This window comes from Nocardia iowensis (genome assembly GCF_019222765.1).
Lineage (GTDB): Bacteria > Actinomycetota > Actinomycetes > Mycobacteriales > Mycobacteriaceae > Nocardia > Nocardia iowensis.
On sequence record NZ_CP078145.1, the window covers coordinates 5,323,051 to 5,341,770 of the forward strand.

General features: G+C 66.0%; 22 protein-coding genes and 1 pseudogene. 10 read left to right on the forward strand and 13 right to left on the reverse strand.

Translation table 11 applies throughout. From position 1 onward, the window contains the following. Positions 1 to 276: 276 nt before the first annotated feature. Both KV110_RS24420 and KV110_RS24425 read left to right on the forward strand, forming a co-directional pair. Complete coding sequence (locus KV110_RS24420) at positions 277 to 1,359, forward strand: CU044_5270 family protein (RefSeq protein WP_218469613.1); 1,083 nt, start codon at positions 277 to 279, stop codon at positions 1,357 to 1,359. A gap of 627 nt (positions 1,360 to 1,986) precedes the next feature. Continuing rightward, positions 1,987 to 3,597 carry an SMI1/KNR4 family protein gene (locus KV110_RS24425; protein WP_218469614.1) on the forward strand — a complete coding sequence of 537 codons (1,611 nt, stop codon included), beginning with the start codon at positions 1,987 to 1,989 and terminating at the stop codon, positions 3,595 to 3,597. A 20-nt stretch (positions 3,598 to 3,617) separates the two neighbouring features. Here KV110_RS24425 and KV110_RS41605 read toward each other — a convergent pair. Together KV110_RS41605 and KV110_RS24430 are read right to left on the reverse strand one after the other, a co-directional pair. Further along, positions 3,618 to 3,769, reverse strand: a pseudogene (locus KV110_RS41605) (IS1380 family transposase); the annotation flags it as partial. A gap of 238 nt (positions 3,770 to 4,007) precedes the next feature. Further along, complete coding sequence (locus KV110_RS24430) at positions 4,008 to 4,643, reverse strand: TetR family transcriptional regulator C-terminal domain-containing protein (protein WP_218469615.1); 636 nt, start codon at positions 4,641 to 4,643, stop codon at positions 4,008 to 4,010. Between the two features lie 211 nt (positions 4,644 to 4,854). Between KV110_RS24430 and KV110_RS24435 the strand changes: the two genes are divergently transcribed. Next, on the forward strand, positions 4,855 to 5,454 hold the full coding sequence (locus tag KV110_RS24435) for a hypothetical protein (protein WP_218469616.1): 600 nt from the start codon (positions 4,855 to 4,857) through the stop codon (positions 5,452 to 5,454). A gap of 119 nt (positions 5,455 to 5,573) precedes the next feature. Then, the gene (locus KV110_RS24440) at positions 5,574 to 7,145 is read left to right on the forward strand and encodes an alpha/beta hydrolase (RefSeq protein ID WP_218469617.1); all 1,572 of its coding nucleotides are present in this window, start codon (positions 5,574 to 5,576) and stop codon (positions 7,143 to 7,145) included. A 278-nt stretch (positions 7,146 to 7,423) separates the two neighbouring features. Here KV110_RS24440 and KV110_RS24445 read toward each other — a convergent pair whose 3' ends face one another. Beyond that, complete coding sequence (locus KV110_RS24445; RefSeq protein WP_218469618.1) at positions 7,424 to 8,017, reverse strand: TetR/AcrR family transcriptional regulator; 594 nt, start codon at positions 8,015 to 8,017, stop codon at positions 7,424 to 7,426. Between the two features lie 162 nt (positions 8,018 to 8,179). On the opposite strand from KV110_RS24445, the gene KV110_RS24450 reads away from it, so the two are divergent. From KV110_RS24450 to KV110_RS24460, 3 genes are all read left to right on the forward strand, one after another. Continuing rightward, positions 8,180 to 9,142 (forward strand): CPBP family intramembrane glutamic endopeptidase, encoded by a 963-nt coding sequence (locus tag KV110_RS24450; RefSeq protein WP_218469619.1) that lies wholly within the window; start codon positions 8,180 to 8,182, stop codon positions 9,140 to 9,142. A 429-nt stretch (positions 9,143 to 9,571) separates the two neighbouring features. Then, on the forward strand, positions 9,572 to 10,219 hold the full coding sequence (locus KV110_RS24455) for a hypothetical protein (protein WP_218469620.1): 648 nt from the start codon (positions 9,572 to 9,574) through the stop codon (positions 10,217 to 10,219). 367 nt (positions 10,220 to 10,586) lie between these two features. Next, on the forward strand, positions 10,587 to 10,778 hold the full coding sequence (locus KV110_RS24460) for a hypothetical protein (RefSeq protein WP_218469621.1): 192 nt from the start codon (positions 10,587 to 10,589) through the stop codon (positions 10,776 to 10,778). 136 nt (positions 10,779 to 10,914) lie between these two features. On the opposite strand, the gene KV110_RS24465 is transcribed toward KV110_RS24460, so the two are convergent. From KV110_RS24465 to KV110_RS24495, 7 genes are all read right to left on the reverse strand, one after another. Further along, positions 10,915 to 11,502: a hypothetical protein gene (locus KV110_RS24465; RefSeq protein WP_218469622.1), complete on the reverse strand. Its 588-nt coding sequence runs from the start codon at positions 11,500 to 11,502 to the stop codon at positions 10,915 to 10,917. 385 nt (positions 11,503 to 11,887) lie between these two features. Further along, positions 11,888 to 12,148 (reverse strand): hypothetical protein, encoded by a 261-nt coding sequence (locus KV110_RS24470; protein ID WP_218469623.1) that lies wholly within the window; start codon positions 12,146 to 12,148, stop codon positions 11,888 to 11,890. An 11-nt stretch (positions 12,149 to 12,159) separates the two neighbouring features. Next, positions 12,160 to 12,582: a hypothetical protein gene (locus KV110_RS24475; protein ID WP_218469624.1), complete on the reverse strand. Its 423-nt coding sequence runs from the start codon at positions 12,580 to 12,582 to the stop codon at positions 12,160 to 12,162. A gap of 30 nt (positions 12,583 to 12,612) precedes the next feature. Continuing rightward, complete coding sequence (locus KV110_RS24480; protein ID WP_218469625.1) at positions 12,613 to 12,864, reverse strand: hypothetical protein; 252 nt, start codon at positions 12,862 to 12,864, stop codon at positions 12,613 to 12,615. Then, on the reverse strand, positions 12,851 to 13,711 hold the full coding sequence (locus KV110_RS24485) for an SAM-dependent methyltransferase (RefSeq protein ID WP_246633945.1): 861 nt from the start codon (positions 13,709 to 13,711) through the stop codon (positions 12,851 to 12,853). The genes KV110_RS24480 and KV110_RS24485 overlap by 14 nt, the downstream gene beginning before the upstream one ends. 175 nt (positions 13,712 to 13,886) lie before the next feature. Then, entirely contained in the window at positions 13,887 to 14,147 is a 261-nt protein-coding gene (locus KV110_RS24490; protein WP_218469626.1) for a hypothetical protein, read from the reverse strand. Between the two features lie 70 nt (positions 14,148 to 14,217). Continuing rightward, the gene (locus tag KV110_RS24495) at positions 14,218 to 14,439 is read right to left on the reverse strand and encodes a hypothetical protein (RefSeq protein WP_218469627.1); all 222 of its coding nucleotides are present in this window, start codon (positions 14,437 to 14,439) and stop codon (positions 14,218 to 14,220) included. A 378-nt stretch (positions 14,440 to 14,817) separates the two neighbouring features. On the opposite strand from KV110_RS24495, the gene KV110_RS24500 reads away from it, so the two are divergent. Beyond that, complete coding sequence (locus tag KV110_RS24500; protein ID WP_218469628.1) at positions 14,818 to 16,077, forward strand: helix-turn-helix domain-containing protein; 1,260 nt, start codon at positions 14,818 to 14,820, stop codon at positions 16,075 to 16,077. Here KV110_RS24500 and KV110_RS24505 read toward each other — a convergent pair whose 3' ends face one another. Together KV110_RS24505 and KV110_RS24510 are read right to left on the reverse strand one after the other, a co-directional pair. Beyond that, complete coding sequence (locus tag KV110_RS24505) at positions 16,078 to 16,782, reverse strand: 2'-5' RNA ligase family protein (protein WP_218469629.1); 705 nt, start codon at positions 16,780 to 16,782, stop codon at positions 16,078 to 16,080. It abuts the gene before it with no gap. 254 nt (positions 16,783 to 17,036) lie between these two features. Beyond that, on the reverse strand, positions 17,037 to 17,387 hold the full coding sequence (locus KV110_RS24510) for a hypothetical protein (RefSeq protein WP_246633946.1): 351 nt from the start codon (positions 17,385 to 17,387) through the stop codon (positions 17,037 to 17,039). Between the two features lie 172 nt (positions 17,388 to 17,559). On the opposite strand from KV110_RS24510, the gene KV110_RS24515 reads away from it, so the two are divergent. After that, positions 17,560 to 17,781, forward strand: a complete 222-nt coding sequence (locus KV110_RS24515; protein ID WP_218469630.1) for a hypothetical protein — start codon at positions 17,560 to 17,562, stop codon at positions 17,779 to 17,781. A 458-nt stretch (positions 17,782 to 18,239) separates the two neighbouring features. Here the strand turns inward: KV110_RS24515 and KV110_RS24520 are convergent, their stop codons facing one another. After that, positions 18,240 to 18,467, reverse strand: coding sequence for a hypothetical protein (locus KV110_RS24520; RefSeq protein WP_218469631.1), 228 nt, complete (start codon positions 18,465 to 18,467; stop codon positions 18,240 to 18,242). Positions 18,468 to 18,492: 25 nt separating this feature from the next. Between KV110_RS24520 and KV110_RS24525 the strand changes: the two genes are divergently transcribed. Then, complete coding sequence (locus KV110_RS24525; protein ID WP_218469632.1) at positions 18,493 to 18,711, forward strand: integrase core domain-containing protein; 219 nt, start codon at positions 18,493 to 18,495, stop codon at positions 18,709 to 18,711. Positions 18,712 to 18,720 lie beyond the last annotated feature (9 nt).

Consider the following 18,720-nt stretch of genomic DNA (forward strand, 5'->3'; position numbering starts at 1 on the left):
TTCCTACGGGGGCGTTATCGACAAAACTGATTCAGTGTGCGCCGTGCCTAACCGTGCCGTAGATGACGATCTCTGCCTTGGCCGTCGCGGCGAGCTCGACAAACCGCTCTCACAAGCCTTCTCGACGTCGGGTGCGAGGAGAGCGCTCTGGAATCTTGCTCTACCTGCGGGAATGAGATCGATGACGGGCGTGTGACAGCTTGATGATGCCGATCGGTTGACGTGTTGGTTCGCTGGAGAGCGTGTCCCACTAACGAGACGGAGTGTGCTCTCTCGATGATCAACGACGATATCCGCCCACAGAGCGAGGAAAAGCCCGCCTCGGGCCGAGTGAAAGGTTTCTCCGAGATCGCCGGTGGTCCGGCCGGTCACGCCGAGGCAATGGTCCGGGCGCTTCGGCCCGGTTCCGCACGGCGCAGATCCCGATGGCTGCCGATCGGGGCCGCCGCCGCCGTGGTGATCGCGGCGACCGCGGCCTGCACCACGAGCGGTGGTGACCAATCACCCCCGCAGGTCCAACCCCCCGCTGCCGCGGGGGCCGACCCGGATCGGGGGTTGGCTCCCGGCCAGTACCTCTACGTGGGGGAGCGCGGCGACGGGGTCGGGAATTCGCGGGGCGACGTGGCCTACCAGACGGAGTCCACTCGGGAAATCTGGATGCCGGCCACCTGGACCGACGAATGGATGGAACGCCGCAACCATGCCCGGCCGGTCAAGATAATACCTGCCAGCGAAGACACCCCCGAAAACCAGCGGAGGTTCGAGCAGGGCACTTTCTCCGGGGAATGGCGGGCCGCCTGCGGGTCGTGGAGCTATATGGGCGAGAACGCCGACAAACCCGCGTGCCGCCCGCTCGAGGGCAAGTGGTCCCGGCCAACCCCGGAGTTCCTCGCCGCGCTGCCGCGCGACCCGGACGCGTTGCTGGCCAAGCTGAAGGAAGGCCCCGAACCTGGCGCCAAGATCAGCCCGGAACTCGATGCCTTCGGTGACGCCCGGGAGTTACTCTCCACCGGCATGGTGCCGAAGGACCTGCGCACCGTGCTGCACCAAGCGCTCCTGCGGATGCCCGGGATCAAGGTCGCCGAGAACGTGCCGAACCTGGACGGACGCAAGGGCACGGCGCTCGGTTTCGTGGACGTCCTCCCCCGCGTTCCGCAGGGCACCGAACTCGACGAGATCATCATCGATCCGGTCAGCGAGCAGATCATCGGCACCCGCCGCACCATGGTTCGCGACATGGTACTCGGCGAGGGCAACCAGACCAATCCGGCGGTGGTCTTCCGCACGGGCCAGGTGATGGGCCATTCCACGATCACCGTCGCGGTCGTCGACCGGCTCGGCGCCGAACCCACCGCCTGACCCAGCACTCGCCGAGCCTGAGGTGCACCGTCAGCCTGACGCCGACAACGCACCCGCCGCAACACACTGGGCCTGCTGCCCGTGCGTTGGGAAGTGCTGTCGGCCAACCGGTTTGGCCGGGCCGACCGAACGCTATGCGGCACGAGCGTACGTTCCGGAGGCGCACCGGGCTTCGTACTGCTGCCGAGGACGCGTCTGCGTCGTTGACGTAGACGTGTCCTCGGTGTCCGCCACTACCATCGATGGTGTGTGGCTGCGTTACCTTCTGTGCGTTGCACCGCTTTTCGCGCAGGCCACCGGTGTATGTGGTGGTGAACGCCTACGCGCCCCAGAGAATCATCGCGAAACTCCACCGGACTGTCCGCGATGCAACACCACGCCACAGGTCCGGATCCCCCAAAGAACGCGCTTTCTCTGGGGTCCCGGAGAGTTGATGCCTGGATCTGAGAACGTTGTTGCAGCTCAGTGGCTTTCGCGAAGACCGTATCGGCCGAGGTGGCCTCCGGAGCAGGCATCGGTGTCGGAGGTGGATGTGATGATCGGACGATGCACGTTAGACCCATTGAAGAGTCTTGGCGACGGATCGACTCCTGGCTCGCCGCGCATGCGCCGCGTACCTTCTCATCTTTGCGCCCACCCGCCTCGCAGGAGGCCATCAGCGCCGCAGCTACCGAGCTGGAGGTGGAGTTCCCCGCGGATCTGGTCGCGTATCTGCGGCACCACGACGGAGTCTCGCCCGGGAAGTTGGGTTTCGTCTCCCCCGAGGAGGGGGGTTTCAGCTTCCCCGGCTTCGAGCCTTACACCCTCGCCCAGATCCTCTCCTCGGGCCGGAGCCAGCAGGAGTCGTGGGCCAGGCACGAGGGAGACCCGCTGATGGAGGGCTTCTGGCACCACGATTTCGTACCCTTCGCCCGCAATATCAGTGCGGACGGGCTGGTCGTGGACTGCCGTCGAGGCGAGTCGTTCGGCGCGGTGGGCCAGCAGTGGGAGGCCGAGGGCGTGGGCTTCGGGCAATGGGGAAGCCTCGCGGCCTTCATGGAACAGATCGCCGACTCCTTGGAGGGCGGAACCGTCATGACGGTGGGGCTGTCGTATGTGCCTGTCGTCGACGACGGGACGCTGCTGTGGGAACCCGCTCCCGAACGGCGAACCGAGCCTCGGTCCCTGTTCGACCTCGCGCTCGCCGACCCGGTCGTCGACGCGCCACGCCGGACGAGTTCCTCCGCCACGCCGAACATGACCTGGCCCAGCGGGTATGACAATTTCTGCCTGACCTTCGCGCAGGCCTTGGACGAGTCCGAACTCCTGCGCCGGTTCGGTGCGTTGCCCGAGACCCGGCGACCACGGTGGCGGCAGGAGCCGGAAAGCCCCAACCAGCGGCAGGTCCCGGTCGTGCTGCTGCCGGTGGTCCGCGTGGGAACCCATGGCGGTTGGGCGTTCGGCATCGAGGAAGGTCTTCATCTTTTCGAGGGCACACGCGAGGAGGTGCTGCGCCGGGTGTCCCGTGGCACCCGCGCGGTGTCCGTAAGCTATTGGGACGACGGTACGACTTTGGTGTTCCTTGTCGACGACGGCGAACTGGTGACGAAGTACTACTCCCGATCGGCCGTCTCGCAAGGCGCGCGCGACCCGTTCGAGGTCTTCCCCGGTCTGCCGATGTCCGATCAGGAACCCGCACCCGAGCAACGGCGAGAACGGCTGCTGGCGGTATGCAACGCGGTCGTTCGCCACTGCGGCATTCCACTGCCACCGCCCGGCCTGAACGGGGAACTCGACAGCGCGCGGATCCTTCCCCTGCTGCCGGACAACAACTTCGGGCTCCCGGAGCACAACTTCAAGACACCCGTGCCTGACCGGTTTGCCTCCCTCGTCGACGCCGCGACGCCCGAGCGCCTGCGCCGCGTACTCGCCACGCAGATGTCGTCACTGGCCGCCGAGACCGGACTCGACACCTATGCCGAGGTCACTGCCGCACTGTCCCTGCTGAGCGAGGAGGATCACCCCGGCGTTACCGACGATTCCGCCCTTGACCTGCGGCTGCGCCGCGTGCACGCGGAAGCCCAGGTAATATTCGCCGACTGGAAGGACCGGTCTGTCTGGCAGGACCGCGCCATGGCCGCCCGCGCCATGGCCGACGCGCTCAACCTGCCGGTCCGGGAATCCCTGGGCTTGGTCGTGGGGCTGCGTCAGGACCCCCGTTGGCGGCAGGAGTTTCGCAAGCAGCTGACCGACGATTGATTCCTGCATGATCCTTGGTCCAGTCGGGCAGGGACCGCGATGATCTTTCGCCGGAGGGTAGCGCGCTGCGGACTTTGCCCAGGATCGGGCCCGCGAGCGTACCGGCGGCGCGCAGCAGGTTATGCGCGATCGTCGCGCGCAGCACCCAGGCGGAGGTCGCGGCGAACGCCCCGACGTCATCTCTGGCTGAATCACGTTCGTCTACAACGTCTTCGACGTGTCTTGAAATCAAAGTCCGCAGTAGAGCCGTTATCGGCGGTCAGCCATTGGGTGGCGGCAGGGACAACCGGTGCGCTGGAGACAAAGTCGTTGATCGCCTGCCATCGTTCGTGGGGATTTGATGCGGGGATCGAACTCGATCCATGTGGTTGGCATGCCGAGGCAACCTCTGGTCGCGCGGGTGCCGACAGTCAGCGCACCGGCGCCGCCGCGTCCTCGGCGGCTACTTCGACGGGTGGGTAGGCGTCGCGCAGACGGTGGATGGTCGCCGCCACGACGGCACGGACGTCCGTCTCGTGCAGTGGGGCGGAGAACAGCGCCGCACTGCACGAGAAGCCCTCAACCAGGGTGAGCAGCAGTAGCGCTTCGCGGTGCAGCGCCTCCTCGTCGATCATGCGGTCGGCCAGCGCGTCGCGCAGCAGCGAGTGGATTACTCCTGCGCCCTCGAGAGACATCGCGGCGATGTCGGCCGCAAGCTCCGGGTCCGTGCGCGCCATGACGCGGTACTCGACGAGGGCGATGTTCTCCCGGCGCTCCGCATCGCTGGTTGGCGCGGCAAAGACGATGACGTCGATGATCCGTGCCACCGGATCGTCGGACATCGCCGTCGCGCGCCGCACGGCGCGCTGCATGAGCACGCTCAGCGTGAAGCGCATGACCTCGCGGATCGTGTCGCCGAAGTAGTGGCGAATGCTCCCAATAGTCAAGCCGGTGCGATCGGCGATCCGGGCGAGAGTAACCGCACGCAGCCCGTGCGCGGCGATTTCATCGATCACGGCGTCGGCGACCTGCTCCCGGCGGACATCCGGGTCGATTCGTTTGGGCATGGCCCCATGATAGCGATCTCTAGCATCGGCATGCTAAATTCTCTAGCATGGACATGCTAGAAATGCTTGGAGGCGGTCCTCCTTCCCGTGACGGCTCCGGACAGCGCGAGACATGAAGGGCTGGTACAACCCCCGGCCCGGCTCGACGGGCGAGGACCTTTACGGCCTCGGAGGGCTCGAAGACCTCGACGGCGATACGGATGCGTGGTCGATGCCCGCTCCAGAGCCTGGTTCACCGTTGCCACCGTTCCGCCCATCCCTCTCGCTCGAGCGCACACGATTTGCAGTCGACCTCCCCGATGCGTCGACGGCGACGGTCGATATCGATCACATGGCGGGCCGGGCGTCGCTCTACCGGGACGACCGCCACGTGCAGACCGCCGACATGCCGGTACGGTTCTCGCTCGGATCAGACGGCATCGAGGTCGCCGCGAGCCGGTACGGCATGCAGCGGATTCACCTGATCAGCGCGAACGGCAGCCAACGACGTCTTGATCCCGCGCCCGGGACGCCCGAGCACTGGCGAGCTCAACTTTCCCGGCGGCGCCCGAGAATTGGGCGAGCGTTGGCCGCCGGTGCGGTGATCGTGTTGGCGGTCAACCTGATCCTGCTCGCTCCGCAGTTGCTCGAGATGGTCACCCACCTGCCGCTCTGGGCGGATCGCTTCACGCCGTTCGTCTCGCCCATCGACCTGCCGGTATGGGCGAACACGGCGCTGACGATCGCCGCGGCCCTCGCGGGGATCGAGCGAGCACTCACCTTCCGACACCATCGCCTCCTGGACGCCGAGGCGGATGGGATCGAGAGCTGACGCCTCCGCTCCAGCCGGACAAGCTTCCTCGGTCATCGAGCGTCTCAGTGCGCTCCGCCACGAACGCCCCGTCACACCGCCGCGTCTCGTACCACTGCGGCTCAACCAAGGAAGTGCGCATGCGATCACATCCTCGATTCCTGAATCGATCTCGACGGTCCAAGACCGTGCTCGCCGCCGCCACGTCAACACTGCTCTTACTCACCGGCTATACAGCCGCATCTTCCCCACCGGACTCCAGGACGGATGCAGGCCTCGGCCCCTACCTCGAGCAAGAGCTCGACTGGGGCGCGTGCGAGGGCACCGCGACGAGCACAGCGGACGCCGAGCTGTTCGCGAACCCGGCGCTCGAGTGCGCATCGGTGGAGGTGCCGCTCGACTACGACGAACCGAAGGGCGAGAAGGCGCACGTCGCACTCCTGCGCTTGCCCGCCACGGGTGAGGCCGAGGGCTCGCTGCTGGTCGACCCGGGCGGTCCCGGAGGCTCCGGCACCAGCTTCGTCGCGTCGACCGTGGACCTGTGGCAGGCCAGCCCCGTCGCCGAGCGCTTCGACATCGTCGGCTTCGATCCTCGGGGCATCGGGTCGTCCACCCCGGCCCTCGACTGTTACACCGACGACGAGTACGACGCGGGCGCGGCGCCACGATTCGGCGTCGTGTACGACATCACCAGCGCCGAACAGGCGGCCGAGCTCGCAGCACGTTGCGCCGAGGGCTCTGGCGGGGTCGCGAACCTGGTGAATGCCGGGTCGGCAAACGTCGTGCGTGACATGGATATCCTGCGAGAGGTGCTCGGCGACGACCAGCTGACCTACCTCGGTTACAGCTACGGCTCCCAGCTCGGCGCCATGTATACCGCGACCTACCCCGAGAAGGTCCGCGCGATCGTGCTCGACGGGGCCATCGCGCCCGACCTGACGGCACCAGAGTTCCGCTTCTCTCAGTTCGCCGGCCTGCAGGCGCGGTTCGACGACCTCGCCGCATTCTGCGCCGAAACAGCCGACTGCGTACTCGGCACCGATCCCACAGCAGCGAGCGATCGCCTCCACGAGATCGTCCAACCGCTCATCGAGACGCCACCGACCGCCGACCGCAGAAAGGTGAACATCTGGGACGTCTACGTCGGCATCTCCGGCGGCCTGTTCTCGCAGGCGAAATGGCCCGACGTCATCGCAGCGCTGACTGCCCTCGAGGCAGGCCGGGCCGACGAGATGCTCGCCCTGCGCGACAGATTCTACGGTCGCACCGCCGATGGCGGCTACGCGCTCGACCTTGACACGAACATCGCTGTGCGCTGCATGGACTGGCCCCGCCTGACACCCGAGGAAAACACCGCGCTGGCGCGCAGGCTCGGAGAGGTGGCGCCGATGTTCGACCTCGATGTATTCACCGCAGGCGAGTACCACAGCGAGTGCGAGGCCTGGCCCGCGCCGCCCACTGGCGACGAACCGTGGCTCGCCCGTATCGAAGACCTTCCCGAGACTCTCGTGGTGTCAGTCATCGGTGATCCTGCGACACCACACGAGGGCGGCATCGCGATGGCTGACGCTTTGGGCGCAAGCCTGCTTTCCGTCGACGGCAAGCAGCACGGCGCCTACCTCCTGGGCGGCAGCGAGTGCGTCGACCGCGTGGTGGACGCGTATCTACTCGACCTCCAAGCACCGCCCGTCGGCGCGCGTTGCAGCCTGTGACACGTCCGACCGTCGAAGCGGCCAACCTGATTACCGATCGACCATCTCCCACCGCACGCCGACAGCCACGCCCGGCCGCTCGACTTCCTCCGCCCCGTTCCCGACCGGCCCGGATCTCGTCGGGCATGTAGCGGTTCAGATGGCTCGCACATCGCAACCCACGGCACCAGAATCCGTTCCGCCATGATCGCGAACCCCGCCTGAACAGGCGGCTCGTCGAGCGGTCGGTCGAGGCGAGCCCCGGTCGGGCGCGGAGCAGGGGGCGAACTACGTCGGGGTCATGTGGTGCTCGTACTGAGAACGCAGTCGACGGCGGTGTAGAGGGTCTCGGTTTCGGTTCTGAGGATGGATTCGCTGGCCGGGAGCGCTCGCTCGATCGAGAGCCCGTTGAGGACGGTGAGTAAAAATTTCACCTGGCGGGTGCGATCCTCGTGAGAAAGCACGCCTTCGTCGGCGAGCACGCCCAGCCAGTACTCGACACGGCCTGCCGACGCCCGTTCGTAGGCGAAGTACGCGGTGCGGAGTTCTTCCGTCGGGTCGGGTGCAATGAAGGCCTCATACGCCGCGCCCCAGGCTCGGCGTGCTTCCTCGCCGACACCGGCGGGCGCGAGTACCTGCCGCAGGCAGTTCACCAGCCGGTCCCGGGCGGGCAGTGACCGATCCCGGATCGGGTCGTCGGGGATCACGTGCTCGTAGATCCGCGCCAGCACGGTGTCCTGGAGCGCGCGCTGGGTGGGGAAATGGAACCGCAGCGAACCCGTGCTCACACCGGCGCGCGCCGCGACCGCCCGGACGCTCAGCGTCGCCGTCATGTCCTCGGCGATCATCTCGGCCGCCGCTCGGAGGATCTTCTCCCGCGATCCCACTGTCATCCCTTTCGCCGGGTACCTATGGTCTGCGTTCTCAGCTTACTAGCACAGTGTGTTAGCGTGCGTACTAGCACAGTGTGTTAGTACGTCGGCGCGTGTAGTTCGCCTGCGCCACACACCTCTGCTCGATATGGCAGGCAGCTGACCCCACAAGGAGAAAACGCCATGACAACGACGATGCCCACCCCCGGGTGGCTCCTCGATCCCGGCGAACCGCGCCACTCGAAATCCGTTCCCAGCGGGGTGGAGTACCACCGAGTCCTCGCCGGGACCAAGCGCCGCATCGGTCGCGGCATTCTCGCGATCGGGCTCCTGATCGCCGGGTTCATCCTCTTTCCCACCGGCATCGGCAGGGCGCTCGGACTCATCGACGTGCAGATGGGAAACACGCCGCCCATCCTCGGCGGCACGGACTACACCCCCCTCTACCACGCCGGTTCCTTGATCGCCCTCGGGCTGCTCATCCCGTGGAGCATGCTCATCCAACGCTGGCTCTACGGTGTCCCCGGCGCCTCGCTGCATTCGGTGACCTCCCGGTTCCGGTTCGATCTATTCGGCAAGGCACTCATCGCGTTCGGCCCGGCCTGGGTACTTGTCAACGTGATCGGATTCTTCGCCCCGAGCACCGAGGCGCCGTGGTCGCGCTTGGACCTCATCGGCATCCTCGTCGGCACCCTCCTGCTCACACCCCTGCAGACAACGGGGGAGGAATACGGCGTCCGCGGGCTACTGTTCCGGGTCGTCGGCAGCTGGACCCGCAGCCCCCGGGCCGGGCTGATCGCCGGAGTGCTTGTCTCGAGCGCCCTATTCACCGCCGCGCACGGGTCCACCGACCCCTACATCAACACCTGGTATTTCGTGCTGTGGACGTGCCTGGCGATCATCACCTGGCGTACCGGTGGCCTCGAGATCGCGGTCGTCCTCCACGCCGTCCTCAACACGGTCGCGTTCCTCGGTGCCCCGCTGATGCGTATCGACTTCGGCGCCGAGCTCGCCGACCGCTCCGCCGGGGCCGGCTCCGCCACCCAGCTCATCCCGACCCTCGCCGTCACCATCATCACCGCGATCATCTGGTGGTGCACCCGCAAGACCGGCCCCGCGCTCACCCCGCCCACCACAGCACACTGACACCCCGCCCCACTCCGAAGCTGTTCTTCGGGTGGGTCTGCCAAGGCGGGGCGGGGCAATCACTGACCTCAAGCTCCCCCGGGTCAGGCGATCAGGGCAATCCGCAGCGCGTACCCATCTGGATGCACGCTTCTCGGCATTACCGCGCGTTCTCAGGAGCCAGCCCGGACAACCGAACTCACCATCGCAGCCTGCCACCGGGTTGACGCAAGACACGCGTCTCCTGCATCAAGTCCGCTGACATCGACACGTCGAGAACGCGCGGCATGCGGCATTATCGGACGTGCGGTTCGTCGCCCGCATCACGCGAGCTGGGGCTGCGTGGGATGTTGGTGATCGCGAAACAGATGACCATTCACCGGGATCGGGTGTGGCGGACGACGCCGATAGGCTGGCGGTGAGTTCGGATTGCACGAGTTGGGCCGATCGTTGACAAAGCAGACGACTGACGAGACGATTCCCGCGCCGAGTGGGCACGGGCGCGCGACGGATAGGGTGCCGCGCCGATGGCGGATTGCCTGGCTGCTCGCGGTCTCCGCGCTGGTGGTGATGGCCCTCGCGGCAGCACCTGCGATCTGGTCGTCGGGCCGCTTCTATCGGTTTCAGGATGTCCCCGTTTGGGCTTTTCCGGTGTGTTTGATCGGGTTGGCGGCGCTGGTTGTCCTTGGGCCGAGGATGGGTTGGCGGCGTACGCGGGATTGGCTTGTGCCCGCCGCCGTGCTGGTGCTGGCGGTGGTTCCTCTCGTACCGCTGACAATGTTGTGGGCAGCCTTTGATTCGGATGACAGGAAGACCGTGGCCGTCGAGGTCAGCGCAGACGGTGGCCACGAGGCCGTCACGCACTACGTGGACGCCATGATCGACACCCTCTGCGCCGTCCGGCTGCGGGAGCGCGGCGGCCTCTTCAGCAGGCAGACCGATGTGTGGATAGCACCTGAAGGTCAGCGATGTCCACAGCGTGTGTCCTTCGCGGGAAACAACACGATCAGCATCATCGATGCGCGCGGCCGGGAAATCACGGCGCACTTCGATGCAGAGCGGATGCAGGTAACACAGCTCGTGCGTCCGCCATCATGACTGGTACGAGACCCCACGAACAGGGGGGATCTCGTCGCGTCAAGTGGCTGCTCGGTACTGAAGACAAAGAACCGCGCGCGGTCATCGGCAAGAGCGGACGTTCAGCGCGGCAGTCGATCTCGCCGCGCTGGCCGCCCGCCCAGCGGCATAGAAAGACGTTTAGTGCGTCGGTTGCCTGGACGTGGGGAACGTCCTACTTATGGGCGAACGGTTCTCATCCGCTACCCGGATCTGTCTCTGGCCCGTAGTGGCCTTGCCAGAGTTGTGGTGAGGAGCGGGCAGCTGCGTGCCGTTCGTCCTGCTGTCGTAATCGCTGGGAACGCCCTGGGCACGAAGCCCTCTCAGGAGACCGCGAAAAGCGCTGCAGGTGTGGGCTGTTGACTGCGGCGGGTCCGGGCTTCGGCAGGACCGCAGGCTCGGCAGCAATAAGGCCGGGCAGGGGATCGATGCGGCGATCCTGCGCCAGCTCCACGCCGTCGTCACCACCCGACAACCCTGGAACCCCCACATCGCCACCCACGGCACCACCACAGCACCCACGATCTCGACCGCCGCCTGACTGGCGGGCTGTCGAGCGGAAAGGTCGGGGCGAGCCCCACGCGGCATCGAGACAACACGCTCGGCTGGGAGTAACCCCGGCCGAGCGTCTGTGTAGCAGGTCGTTGAGCTCCTCGGCTCAGCGAAGCTGAAGGCCGCTACTCCTTCGGTACCTCACCGATCTTCAACGGCTCCGGAGCCCCGAAAACCTCATTCGAAGCCTCCACGGCTTTCACTTCCGCCCGCGCCGCCGCGTTCGCACGGTCGACGTCGTCAGGAGCGTACGACGCCTGCCTCGCGGCGGAGGCGGCCTTGAAGGCGGCCTCGTGGGCGCTTTGCCGCTTGACGGCGTCGTCGACGTTGAAGGAGCCGTTGAGGGCCTCGCCGGCGGCGTTTTGGGCGGCGTCGGCGGCGTCGGCGGCGTCGCCGATGACGCCGAAGGCGCTGACACCTTTGCCCTCGACGGTGTGGGCGGCGGCCGCGTCGGCGTCATCGGCATCGTCGGCGGCGCGGGCGCGCCAGTTCGCGCCGCCGTCGGCGGTGGCGGCGGTGCGGGCGCGGGCGGCGGCTGAGCAGGCACGAACCTTCGCCTGCTCCAGCAAAGTCTTCGGCGTCTTATCAGCGGACGCAATAATCTCCGCGCACTCCTCCGGTGGAGCGGCCTGAGCCGAAACTTCGACGCCGATCCCGGTCACCGCCAGTGCGACCGAGACGACGCCAGCAAGCACACAACGCGAAACACTCACGCGACCTCCATGATTCGGGAATAGCAACGGGATACGCGATAGCTCGCCCACGCACGGACGTGGACGCTGATCAGCCCATATTCGTTGCCACCGACCACACGGATCGGTCGTTGAGTTGCCGCGCGACGTGTTCGAGGTCTTCGGGACCGTGGACACTCAGCCTGAATCCACCGACGAAATCGGTGCCTACCTCCGCGACCTGCTCATGACCAGCGGCGTCCTGGGACCCGGAAACCATTCTGAGTCTGCCTCCGGAGCAGACGCACGCTCGTCGGCATGAGAGTGCGTTCCCCGAAGCACCAAAAGCGCCCGACTCGCAAGACGAGTCGGGCGCTTTTGTCGTTCTTCAGGTGTCGCGGTCGACGTGTCTACCCATTCGCGACCATCACGAAATGCCCATACAGTCCATCGCCCAGTCCTCGGCCGCCGTCTGTGCGTCAGCGGGGATTCGCCGAGTCCAGTGCAGCGGCGGAGTCACCATCGGGAACCTGCGCCAACCGTGGTTGGAGCGAACCGTCCAGCCCCATCCCAATTCATAACGGACCGGATAGCTCTGGCCCTCCGGGGGACGCAGGTTGCGCAGCATGTGGCGTATGTCGCTGAGCACCCAATACAGGCGACCGCGCGCTATGTTTCGTGCCTTCACAGCAACCCCCTTCAGCAGGTGATGATGGCTTGCAGGCTCTTGCCGTTTTCCCGGCGAGTGTAGCCACCCGCGACCTCGGCCATGTCGTACTCGCCTTGCCAAAGGCCGGTAGCGCAGTCCAATGATCGGACCGCGAAATTGAGAAGGTGGGGACTCGGGAGGCTGGTCGAGTCATCACCGCGCGGCATCCAGGTGCCCCCGCTCGGGCGGAACCACAACCGCAGGCGGACCGAAAGGGCTTCCGGGGCGGTGGGGCATTCGGCGTAGCCGCCGACGATTACGGCCCCGTGCTGCGGGAACGGCTCGTTCGGCTGGAACTTCCAGGCACACAGCCTCGTCGGTTCGGAGCTTGCGTGCGCGACTGGGCTCGCGGTTGAGGCCGCGACGGTGACTAAAAGCGCCGCTGCTGCCGCGTTCTTCAATGTTGCACCCATGATGTGTTCCTCCCTGTTCACGGGATGTGATCACCCGCGCTGTGGCGGGTGGCTTCGAGATGCGGCGTCCGCGACGCGGACACCGACTCCGGTCCACGGGCACGCCGTGGCGTGGTTGGCGTGGCTGTGCTCGGTCAGTGCCCCGTCTACGACCGCGACGAGTTGCCCGCAGAACATCCCCGGACACCGCGCCGTGCACACCGCACCATGGCTGTCGACGCAGAACCACCCGCAGTGCGCGGTGGTGATCCACGGCGCGGGCTCGCCCTCAATACCGGGCATAGGTCCCCTCCTCCGAGTGACGCAACCGCCGCCGCGGCTGCTCCTGCGTGGGTGTGGGTGCCGGGCTCGGTGTGAGACCGATACCACCGACCACAGCGAGGCGAGTGGGCGGGAGCGCGTCGTCTAGCCAGTCCTGGACCGGGGCGATACCGGGGGCGATCAGGTCGAGCCCGGTTAACCATTCGGCGATCGTGTCGGCGGATCGGGAGAAAAGCTGCGCCGGGGTGTCGGCGGTGTCGGTGCTGGTTTGGTTCATCAGGTCCGGGTCGCTGTCATCGGAGAGATGGGTGAGTACGAAATAGCTTCCCGCGACGGCGTTTTCGCGTAGTTCGGCGATGATCTGGGCGGGGTTTTCGGCGTCGCTCACTTGGTCGAGTACCGCGCCCATCAGGACCGCGACAGGCCGGGTGAAATCGATCAGCACGTACTCACGCAGCTGGTCGAGCAGGGCGGCGGGCTCACGTATATCGGCCCGCAGCACGGCCATACCGGGGACATAGCACCACATCGCGTCGCAATGGACTTCCACGATCGGGTCGTAATCCACGGCCACGATCCGCGCCGAAGGATCGACTTCATGGATCGCTTCGTGCACGTCGGGCGAGAACGGGATACCCGCGCCGAGGTCGAGGAACTGATCCACCCCCGCCTCGGCTGCCCTACGGGCGGCTTGGAGTAGGAATTGGCGGGTCCACCACACCACCGTCCGCGCGTCCGGCGCGATCCTCCGGATGCGGTGGACGACTTCCTGATCGACCCCATAATTGTCTTTCCCGCCCAGCAGGCAATTCCAGATCCACGCCGCGTTCGGCTGGGACGTGTCAAGTTTCGGCGCGGGTTTCACCATGCACCCGGCATTCGGGTGGCCGACGTGGACGCGGCAGGGCGGGTCACGCCGACCGCCTTGTCCCGCAGGCTGATTCGCGGATTTCGGCGGCATTCCATTCGCCGGTCGTGTAGTCCAGGGCAGGTTGATCAAGATTGTCCAGTCGCGAATGTTCGAGTGGTTCAACGACATCCCATTACGCGGCTTCGACAGCGACCCACAGAGCACGATGGTTCGGGAACCGTTCCGCCACGAACGGCAACTCCGGACGCTGGTCGGCTTCGCCGAAATAGACCACGCCAGACAGGGCATTCGGGATATCTATTTCGGTGCCATCCATCCGCAGCCGGTATGCCATGGCTTGGCTGTGATGGTCGGTGAACGATTCCATCCAGAGACGGTTGTTGGCTATCTGCCAGCATGCCTGGCCGTGCTCAGTTGAAGTGATATGCAACATGATTCGCTCCTGAAGGCGAAACCCTCTACCAGCGCGGGAGGGTGTCGAGAATGGGAAAGCCGGACCGATTTCATCGACCCCCGCGCGGACGGGTCTGTTCGTACTCGTAGCGAACCCGCTCCCACAGGGTGCGCGGCATCAGGTTGAAACACTGGCCCAGCGTGGGAATGTTAGGCAGGACGGTGTCGACGTCGGCGCTGCGTATCCGCAGAACATGGATCACGCCGTCGCGCACGTACCAGGTCGCCGCGACCCGATCGAGTTCGGTTACACGGGTGTCCTCGTCGGCCACGGTGTCGGCTCCCTGCCCGGCGGCGGTCATCAGATGGGCCATTCATCAGCGGCGGACAATGCCGCATCGGACGTGGCGGGCGGTCGATGAGCAGGTCGTCCCATGGCCCAGACCAGCCATCCCAGATACGGGAAGGCGATAGCAAAGACCAGGGCAATCGTTGTCACGGGCATTGGGCGATACCCCTCGGGTGCGTGGTGTGGTTGGTACGCACCCGGCGTCGAGGAGGGTCCTGCCTGGTCGGGGCCCGGACATCGCCCCGACGCCGAGTGCACCCATAACGATTGCGCCGGTGGGTTGCCCAATGAATCCACGGAGGTTATACGGAACTTATACGCTTCTCCACACACGCTTCGCCACGTAAAGTGAGTAGGTCAAATGGTCGTGACCCATTGGACGGGCGTAGAGGTTCGACTACTGCGCGAGATTGCGTTGCGCGTCACGCAGGTGGAGTTCGCAGAGATTCTCGGAGTCACTCTCGCAGCCGTGGTCAAGTGGGAAAACCGGCACGAGACGATCCTTCTGCGCGGCCGCTTCGCAGCGGCAATGGACACGACACTAAACCGGCTCGATGAGTCGCAGCTAGCCCGATTCCAGGCTGCCTTGGCGAGCGGTGGAGTACCTGCGCACAGGGCGGTCGCATTGGACCCGTTCGAAAACCCCACCGAGATTGCTGGGCGGCTTCAGTCCGTTACTGAGATGAATGCCGACGGCGACACTGTAACGATCTTCTCCCTTGCTGTGGATGACGTGGTCGATCGGTACGAGCTAGAGGGTCCGCGGCGGCTCGCGCCGGGGGTGATCGCCTCACGCCAGCAAATCGAAACGCTGCTACAGAAGCGGCGGCACCCCATGCAACTGCGCCAGCTCTACGGGGTGGCGGGGAGGCTGTCCGGCGTCCTGGCGTATATGGCCGTCAATCGAGGTCGGTTCGCGCACGCGAAGATGTACTGCCGTGAAGCATTCGCCATCGCTGAGATGCTCGGGGACCCGGACCTGCAAGCGTGGGTGCGCAGCACAGAGAGCTTCTGCGCCTACTACGAAGGCGATTATGCTGCGGCCGTCCGCTTCGCCTACCAGGGACTTGACCTTGCGGGTAAAGGGCCACAGGCGATCCGGCTGTATTCCAACGGGTTGGCGCGCGCCCTCGGCAAGGTTGGGGACACCGCGGGTGTTGAAGTAGCGATCGCCGCCGCGATGGATACCGCTCGGACATTGAGCACTGGTTTGGGCCTCACCCCTGCGCTGGACTTCACGCCGTACGGCGAGGCTCGGCTGATGGCCAACGCCGCCACAGCGTTCTTGTCGGCCGGTGAATACCGCCGCGCGCTGGATTTCGGACAGCAGGTTCAGGACCGTATCGACGAATCGGATTCGGTATGGAGTCGATCCCTGGTTCGCTTGGACATGGCGGCTGCGCTACTCGGCGAAGACAACCGGGACGTCGAGCAGGCCGCGCAACTGGGCATCGAGGCCTTGACCGCGTCTCAGGATCGCCCGATCCGCTCGGTGTGGCAGCGCGCGAACGACCTCGGCGCCCTAATGCGGGCTATCCCGACACGAGCATCAGAGGGGTATCTCGAAGAGCTTGAGAAGTGGGCACCGGCAGCCCGTGAATTCGCGGCGCCGGAGCTGTAGTCACCCGAGCGCAACGACAGCGCGATTCTCCCACTTGTACTCGCGATTGACGCGCCGGAGTTCGACGAGATGGATCTCATGCACGCGGACGGTGACGGGCGGCAGTTCACGTAGCTCGCTGACGTCCTTGATCAGTTGCTGCGCGTCCTGTCTGCGGTTGAGGTAGCCGACGCCGAGGTGTGGTCTGAACTCGGCTGTTTCGGCCAGACGGCTCCCGTCCCGGTGTTGGGCGGTGGCTGAGCGCAGCCTTCGGTGCAGATCCAGCAGCTGGTCCCACGGAGTGACCGAGAAACGCAGCGCGCTCCGCGAACCAGTCAGCGGCCCTACGCTGAGCCGGAACGGCTTGACCGAGGCAACGGCAACACGACCAGCGTCCGCGATGCGCGCGAGCTCGTGCCCGGTAACGTCGTCGGTCCGGCCGATGTTGAGCATCGTCAGGTGCAGTCCGTCGAGGGGGACGGGGTCGAGGCCGTCGTGCGCGAGCTCAGTTTGGCAGTGGGAAGCCAGCTCGACCAGCGCCGGATCGGAGAATGTCAAATACCAGTAGTAGCCTGCCTGGCCTGGCGACCACGGTTTGAGCGACCAATGGTCGTAGACCGTCGGCAGGTGTTGGAAGGCAGACCAGTCATTGTCGCGGATTGCTTCGGCGTCACTGGTCGACGCCGGGCCCAGGAAGGGGAAGGGTCGTTTCGATGTGGCGGTCATACTGCGGCCTCCCTCTGCTTCCGAAACGGCTGTCGCCCAACGCAGTGTACGGGCGGTCCGGCTCTCAGTCCCGAGGGTCGGTATACATCTCAGCGCTGTCGGGCTCGCCGGGGTCGATCCCCTGCAACATGTCGGTGATGCGCGCGAGCACCTTTTCGGGGTGATGGCCGCGGCGGTAGCCGACAGCGGGCAGGCGCAGGATGCCGAGGACGTGGTTGATGTCTTCAACGGGTCCAACCGTCCAGCAGTGCCGATTACTCCACCCGCGTCAGCGCCCGCGCTGGACACCACTGCCGTGTCTCGATCCGCCCCGCGTTGTTGGCAGTCGGGACCGCGAAACTGACCAGCGCCAGCCAGGCACCGTCTCGGGTGCGCGCCCAGGCGTAGAGCAGTCCCGGTACCGTCTCCGAGGTGTTCAGGCCCGCAGCCTTGACGCGCATCTGCACCGAGTCCCGGCGCAGCGGCGCGTAGGTGGGAATCGCGGTACCGAGGTCAACGAGCACCCGTTGCGGCGGATCAACCACCCGCCGCAACGACGACGCGAACTCGTCGGTCCAGTACTCGAACATAATTTCGAGTACTAACCCGGTCTTCTGCGTCACCATATGTGGCAGGTTCGGCAGGTTTAAGGTCCCGAACCATGAGCCAGGAAGGCGACGCCATGTCACGGTCGGCGAGGTCGAGGATCCCGGTCGAGGACAAGGTGCGGATCGTCCTATCGGTGCTCAGAGGGGAGATGAGCGTGTCCGAGGCCGCGCGGCGGCGGGGGTGTCTGGCGTGGCGGTCTCGAAGTGGAAGCAAGCGTTCCTCGAGGCAGGCACGAAGGCCCTCGAACCACGCCCGAGCGGTCCGGCCGGAGCCCGCGGTGGGGCGGAGGAGCGGCGATTGCGGATCGAGAACGAACAGCTCAAACTCGCCCTCGCCGAGGCCACGGTGCAGCTGCGGATCCAGCGGTACGGCGGTGTCGAGCGTGTCCCTTCACCGACCTCGAAGCCCTGAGAGCGGCACAACGGTTGCCGGTTTCGAGGTTCGCGCCGCTGGCCGGAATCCCGGAACGCACCTACCGCCGACGCCTGGCCCGACACCGTGCTGGCAAGCCGCGGCGCCGACCGCGGCCGTCACCGCAACTCGATCGGTTCGAGGCGATCGCGGCGCGATACGCCGAGGCGTGGCCGGCGTGGGGGCATCGCAAGATCGCGGCGTTGATGCGCGCTGACGGTTTCGAGGTGTCGACGTCCACGGTCGAACGGGCGCTACGTCGTCGTGGATTGTTGTTGCCGCGCGGTTTTCGCGCGGACCGTAAGTCGTGGGCGGCGTTGCGGCGCAAGGTGTTCCGGGAACCACCGACGCGACGTAATGCGGTGTGGCAGACCGATTCAGCGAGTTCGAGACCAGCGGTGGAGGGATTTGGCGGATCTGCGCGGTCATCGATTACGTCACCAAATACTGCCTGGCCATCACCGTGACCACCACGGCGCGTGGCCCACGATGCCCTGAAATGCCTGCAGCTCGCCGTCGCCGAAGCCGAGCGGGTCCTCGGTGTGGACGACCTGCGCGTCGACCGTGGCGTGGCCGAGGTCCTCGGGCCGGACGGCGATTCGGCAGGCAATCGGATCGGCGCCGATCGCGGTGGTCTCCGACAACGGCTCGTGTTTCCGTGGCGAGGTCTTCAAGGCCGCCTTCACCGGCTTCGATTTTCTGCTTCGGCACGTGCGTACCCGCGTGCGGTCCCCGCAGACCAACGGTGTGATCGAACGGTTCTTCGGCACCCTGAAGTACGAGCACTTGTATCGCGGTGTCATCGCCGACGGTGATGCCTTGGACATGGAGGTCCACCGTTTCCGTGTCCTCTACAACACCGTGCGGCCGCACCAGGCACTCGGAGACCGGACCCCCAAGATCGCCTACCTTCACGATCAATCCGGCTGAGAACACGCG